This window comes from Micrococcus sp. HSID17227 (assembly GCF_003989405.1).
Taxonomy (GTDB): Bacteria; Actinomycetota; Actinomycetes; order Actinomycetales; family Micrococcaceae; genus Micrococcus; species Micrococcus luteus.
This window is the reverse complement of the sequence record NZ_RBLN01000179.1, coordinates 1-4,515: the sequence shown is the minus strand read 5'-3', so window position 1 is coordinate 4,515 and position 4,515 is coordinate 1. Positions and strand designations below refer to the sequence as shown.

4 protein-coding genes and 1 tRNA gene are annotated in these 4,515 nt (G+C 73.0%); 1 reads left to right on the top strand and 4 read right to left on the bottom strand.

Features of this window, described 5'->3' with window-relative positions:
* Window positions 1-967, bottom strand: a 967-nt coding sequence (locus tag D8M29_RS08855) for a glycosyltransferase (RefSeq protein ID WP_238693363.1), incomplete at its 3' end; no start/stop codon positions are given.
* Window positions 968-1,279: 312 nt separating this feature from the next.
* Between D8M29_RS08855 and D8M29_RS08850 the strand changes: the two genes are divergently transcribed.
* Entirely contained in the window at window positions 1,280-2,164 is an 885-nt protein-coding gene (locus tag D8M29_RS08850; protein WP_036339471.1) for a LysM peptidoglycan-binding domain-containing C40 family peptidase, read from the top strand.
* Between the two features lie 61 nt (window positions 2,165-2,225).
* On the opposite strand, the gene D8M29_RS08845 is transcribed toward D8M29_RS08850, so the two are convergent.
* The 3 genes from D8M29_RS08845 to D8M29_RS08835 all read right to left on the bottom strand — a co-directional run bounded on the left by D8M29_RS08845 (window position 2,226) and on the right by D8M29_RS08835 (window position 4,333).
* A tRNA-Ile gene (locus D8M29_RS08845) sits at window positions 2,226-2,299 on the bottom strand.
* A gap of 45 nt (window positions 2,300-2,344) precedes the next feature.
* A complete protein-coding gene (locus D8M29_RS08840; RefSeq protein ID WP_060974056.1) occupies window positions 2,345-3,565 on the bottom strand; it encodes a glycosyltransferase in 1,221 nt (406 codons plus the stop codon).
* Window positions 3,566-3,691: 126 nt separating this feature from the next.
* On the bottom strand, window positions 3,692-4,333 hold the full coding sequence (locus tag D8M29_RS08835) for a CDP-alcohol phosphatidyltransferase family protein (protein WP_020624488.1): 642 nt from the start codon (window positions 4,331-4,333) through the stop codon (window positions 3,692-3,694).
* Window positions 4,334-4,515 lie beyond the last annotated feature (182 nt).

Below are 4,515 nucleotides of genomic sequence, written 5' to 3'. Positions count from 1 at the left end.
GCTGGTCAGAGTCGGCGCCGTCCCGCGCCTTTCGCCCCACCGGGTGAGGGGCACGACCCCGGACGTGGCGCCCGCACCCCCAGCCGTGATCGTCCGAGGAGTCCATCGCCCATGAGCATCGCCGACGGAGCAGGCGCACGTACTCGGCCTCGTCGGTGCCGTCGTGGAAGACCACGTCCGCGCCGGCGGCCCCTGCGCCGGCGCGGCGCGCGGCCAGCCGGGCCTCGAGCTGCCCGCGGCGCTCCGGGCTGATGCGGGAGAGCAGGTGCAGCGCGTAGCCCGGCAGCAGGGGCGCGGCCGCCACGAGGGACTCGACGTCCTTGTAGTCCATGAACGAGCCCATGTAGAGCAGCGTGCGGTCCGGGGTCTCGTCCGGGTCACGCGGCTCCGGTACCGTCTGCGCCGCATTGGCGATGACGTGGACCGGACGCCGGGTGAGGCGGTGCCGGTCGATGAGCTCCGCCGTCGTCCGGGAGACCGTGGCGACCGCGTCCGCGCGGTCGAGCAGGAGCCGCTGCGGGGTCTTGGTCAGGTGGTAGGCCCGCCACAGCCAGCGGATCGGCTCGGGCAGGTTCCGCGGCGGGGTGCGGTGCTCGTAGTAGATGAGGTCGTGGAGCGTGAGGATCAGCGCGTAGTCCCGCCCCCACGACCCCATGGTCTGCATGGGCGAGAAGACGACGTCCGGTCGCAGGCGCGCGACCTGACGGGCCACGAACGGCTCGCGTGGGGAGGTGGGGCCGGAGACGAGGTGCCACGGCACGCCGTCCGGGAGCAGGGCCAGCTGTCGTTCGTCCGAGATCAGCATCGCGACTTCGACCTCGACGTCGGCCCCCTCCGGGCCCGGCGCGTCGGTCCGGCGGGCGACCGCCTCGATGAGGCTCGCGCCGTAGCGGGAGATGCCGTCGTGGAAGTCGGTGCGGGTGTAGCGGGCGTCCATCAGCAGGCGCAGGGGGCGGGAGGGGCTCACCCGCACCACGCTAGCGCCGCGCCGGAGAGGGGCGGGGACAGCCGCGCACGGTAGGTGCCGACCGGGGCGCGTCGAGCGCCGATCGGCCACCTGGACGTCATCCGAATTTCTGATTGCGTTTCGATAACGATCGTGTATCTTGATCACGGATCGGTTACAGCCGATCCGCCACACCGGGGCTTCCTCCGCGTCCTCGCGTACCCGGTCATCCGCACTGCTCGTCAACTCGCACCCGCGGTCCGGCCTCGTTCCGGGCATCGCCCGGAGGCACCGCCCTCACGGGCCGCAGGTCCTGTCCGGGAAGAAGATCCGATGTCCGTGACCTCCTCGCACGCCGCTGTGCGTCGCGCCCCCCGCACCGCCGCCGCCTCCGTGGCCCTCGCCCTGGGCGCCGCCGCCCTGACCGGCGTCGGCACCGTGTCCGTCGCCGAGACCGCCCAGGCCGCCGAGACCGCCTACACCGTCCGCTCCGGCGACGGCTGGTGGATCATCGCCCAGCGCACCGGCGTCTCCATGTCCAGGTTGCAGTCGCTCAACGGCATGACCGCCGCGACCGTGCTGCATCCCGGCATGGTCCTCAAGACCTCCGGCACTGCCACCCCGACCCCGGCCCCGGCGCCGTCCACCTCGGGCTCGACCTACACCGTGCTGGCCGGCGACGGCTGGTGGATCATCTCCTACCGCACGGGGGTGTCCGCCTCGATCCTGCAGTCCATCAACGGCATGAGCTCCTCGACCATGCTCCACCCGGGGATGGTCCTGAAGACCACCTCGGTCTCCACCTCCAGCGCCCCCGCCGTCGCCCCTGCGCCGGCGCCCGCGTCCAAGCAGGCTGCCGTCGACTACGTGCGCTCCGCCGTCCGGAACCCGTCCTCCTATTACGTGTGGGGCGGCAACGGCCCCTCCGGCTTCGACTGCTCCGGCCTCACCCAGCAGGCCATGGCCCGGGCCGGCATCTCCATCCCGCGCCGCGCCGGCGACCAGTACCTCGCCGCGAAGTCCTACGTGCCGATCTCCCAGGCCCAGCCCGGCGACCTCGTGTTCTATGCGAACCAGTCCACCGGCCGCATCTACCACACGGCCATGTACATGGGCGGCGGCCAGCTCGCCCACGCCCTCAACGAGGACGCGGGCCTAGTGTTCACCTCCACGACGATCATGAAGTCCGACATGCTCGCGGTGGCCGCCCGCTACTGAGCACCGGCACGACGACGGCCCCCGGCCCGCGCCATACCGCGCGGCCGGGGGCCGTTTTCTGTAGGGCGTGCGGGACTTGAACCCGCGACCCAGGGATTATGAGTCCCCTGCTCTGACCGACTGAGCTAACGCCCCTCCCCCGCGGCATCGCGCGGGACCCGCCCATCCTACCGACGGGTCTCAGAGCATCGCGCGGACCTCGGCGGCCGTCGCGCCGCGGTAGAGGCGCTCGAAGATGTCCACCGTCTTCTGGGCGGAATGATGCAGGGCCTTCGCGTGGGACGCCTCGCCCATGGCGGCGCGGTCCGCGTCCGAGAGGTCGAGGATCCGGGCGATCCGATCGGCCAGGGCCACGTGGTCCCCGGGCGGGAAGAGGTGGCCGTTGACGCCCTCGTCCACGAGGTGGGGCAACGCGAGGGCGTCCGCGAGGACCACCGGGGTGGACGCGCTGAGCGCCTCGAGGGTCACGAGGGACTGCAGCTCCGCCGTGCCCGGCTGGCAGAACACGTCGGCGCGCAGGTAGGCCGCCCGCAGCTCCTCCTCGGAGACGTGGCCGCGCAGCAGGACGCGGTCGGCCACCCCCTCCTCGTCCACCGTGGCACGGATGCGGTCGCGCTGCTCGCCGTCGCCGACGATCTCGGCGTGCACGTCCAGGTCGGGGCGGGTGCGGGCCAGGTGCGCGATCGCACGGATCAGCACCTCCACGTTCTTCTCCACGGCCAGCCGCCCCACGAAGAGCACGACCGGATGGCCGGGATGGTCCACCCTCTCCCCCGGCTGCAGCTCGTAGGCGCTCGCGTCGATGCCGTTGGAGACCGGGAGAACGTTGTCCAGGCCGGCGTGCTCGGCCATGGCCTGCGCGGCGAGGGCCGTGGGGGTGGTGACCACCGCGCCCTTGCCCATGAGTCGACCCATGTCCTTCCACGACACCCGGGAGACGGTGTCCAGGAACCACTGCGGGAACGGCAGGAACGGCTCGAGGTTCTCCGGCATGAAGTGGTTCGTGGAGACGATCCGGATGCGGCGCCGCTCGGCCTCGTTGATGGCGGCCTCGCCGATCATGTAGTGGCACTGGGCGTGCACGACGTCCGGCTGGACCTCGCGGTAGATGCGGCGGAAGGAGATCTTGGCATGCCGCGGGAGCACCACACGGTAGTACTCGTGCGTCGGCGCCGGCAGGGAGCGCAGCAGGTGCACGGTGGCCTCCGGCCGGTGCTCCACGGTGTCCGGGCCGGCGTCACTGCGCGGCATCACGACGTGGACCTCGTGGCCGCGCGCGTGCAGCGCCGTGGCGAGGCGGTGGCCGAAGGTGGCGGCCCCGTTGACGTGCGGCGGATAGGTGTCTGCGGCGATCAGCACCTTCAGGGGGCGGTCGGCGGCGATCCCGGGACGGTCGGACACGGCGGTCCCTCTCTGTGGTGGCGATGGCACGACGGCGCCCGGCCCGTGCCGTGAGGATCGGCCGCGGGCACGGCGCGCGTCCCACGGTAGCAACCGTCGGCGCCGGCACGAGGATGCGCGAGGGGGTCAGCCCCGGCGGGACGGGTGCTCGCGCGGGTCCTGACCGTCCGCCCGCAGGCCGCGGGCCTTGCCCACCGCGCGCACGAGGTAGTCCCCCGCGGCGAGGATGTGCAGCAGGCAACCGGCGCCGACCAGAGCCAGGGCCACGCCGCTCCACGGGCCGCCGTCGACCCCCGGCACACGGGCGAGCAGCAGCAGGGGCGTGCCCACCAGCAGCAGCGCGGTGCGCACCTTGCCCAGGACCGTGACCGGCAGATCCGGGCTGCCGCCGAACAGCCACAGGCACACGGCGGCGAGCACGAGGTCCGGGATCGCGATGGCCAGGGCGAGCCAGAGCGGGGCGATGCCGGTGGCCACGAACGTCACGGCCACCACCAGCAGGGAGAGGCGGTCCGCCACCGGGTCGAGCCACCGCCCGACCGTGGAGATCATGTCGAACCGGCGCGCCACGTAGCCGTCCACCCAGTCCGTGCCGGAGAGCACCGCCAGGATCACGAACGCGTCCAGGTGCCGGCCGTCGACGGTGAGCCACACGAACACCGGGACCAGGGCGAAGCGGGCCAGGGTGATGAGGTTCGGCACGGTCAGCCAGGTGTCGCGGACGCGGTACTCGTGGCCCTCGCGCAGGCCGACGTCGATCACACGCATGGGTCGCTCCTCCAGGGTCCGCGGGCGGACGCCCCCGCCGGGCGCCCCACACGCCCAGCCTACCGACGCCGTCGCCCCTGCCCGCAGACGACGAGGCCCCGATCCGTGGGGATCGGGGCCTCGGGGGCTGGGGAGGGCGGGCGCCCCCGGGTCAGCGGCGGCGCAGGCGGCCGGCGAAGAGC

Coding starts and splice junctions, on each gene's coding strand:
- D8M29_RS08850 (WP_036339471.1), top strand. CDS start 1,280: ATGTCCGTGACCTCCTCGCACGCCGCTGTGCGTCGCGCCCCCCGCACC.
- D8M29_RS08835 (WP_020624488.1), bottom strand. CDS start 4,333: ATGCGTGTGATCGACGTCGGCCTGCGCGAGGGCCACGAGTACCGCGTC.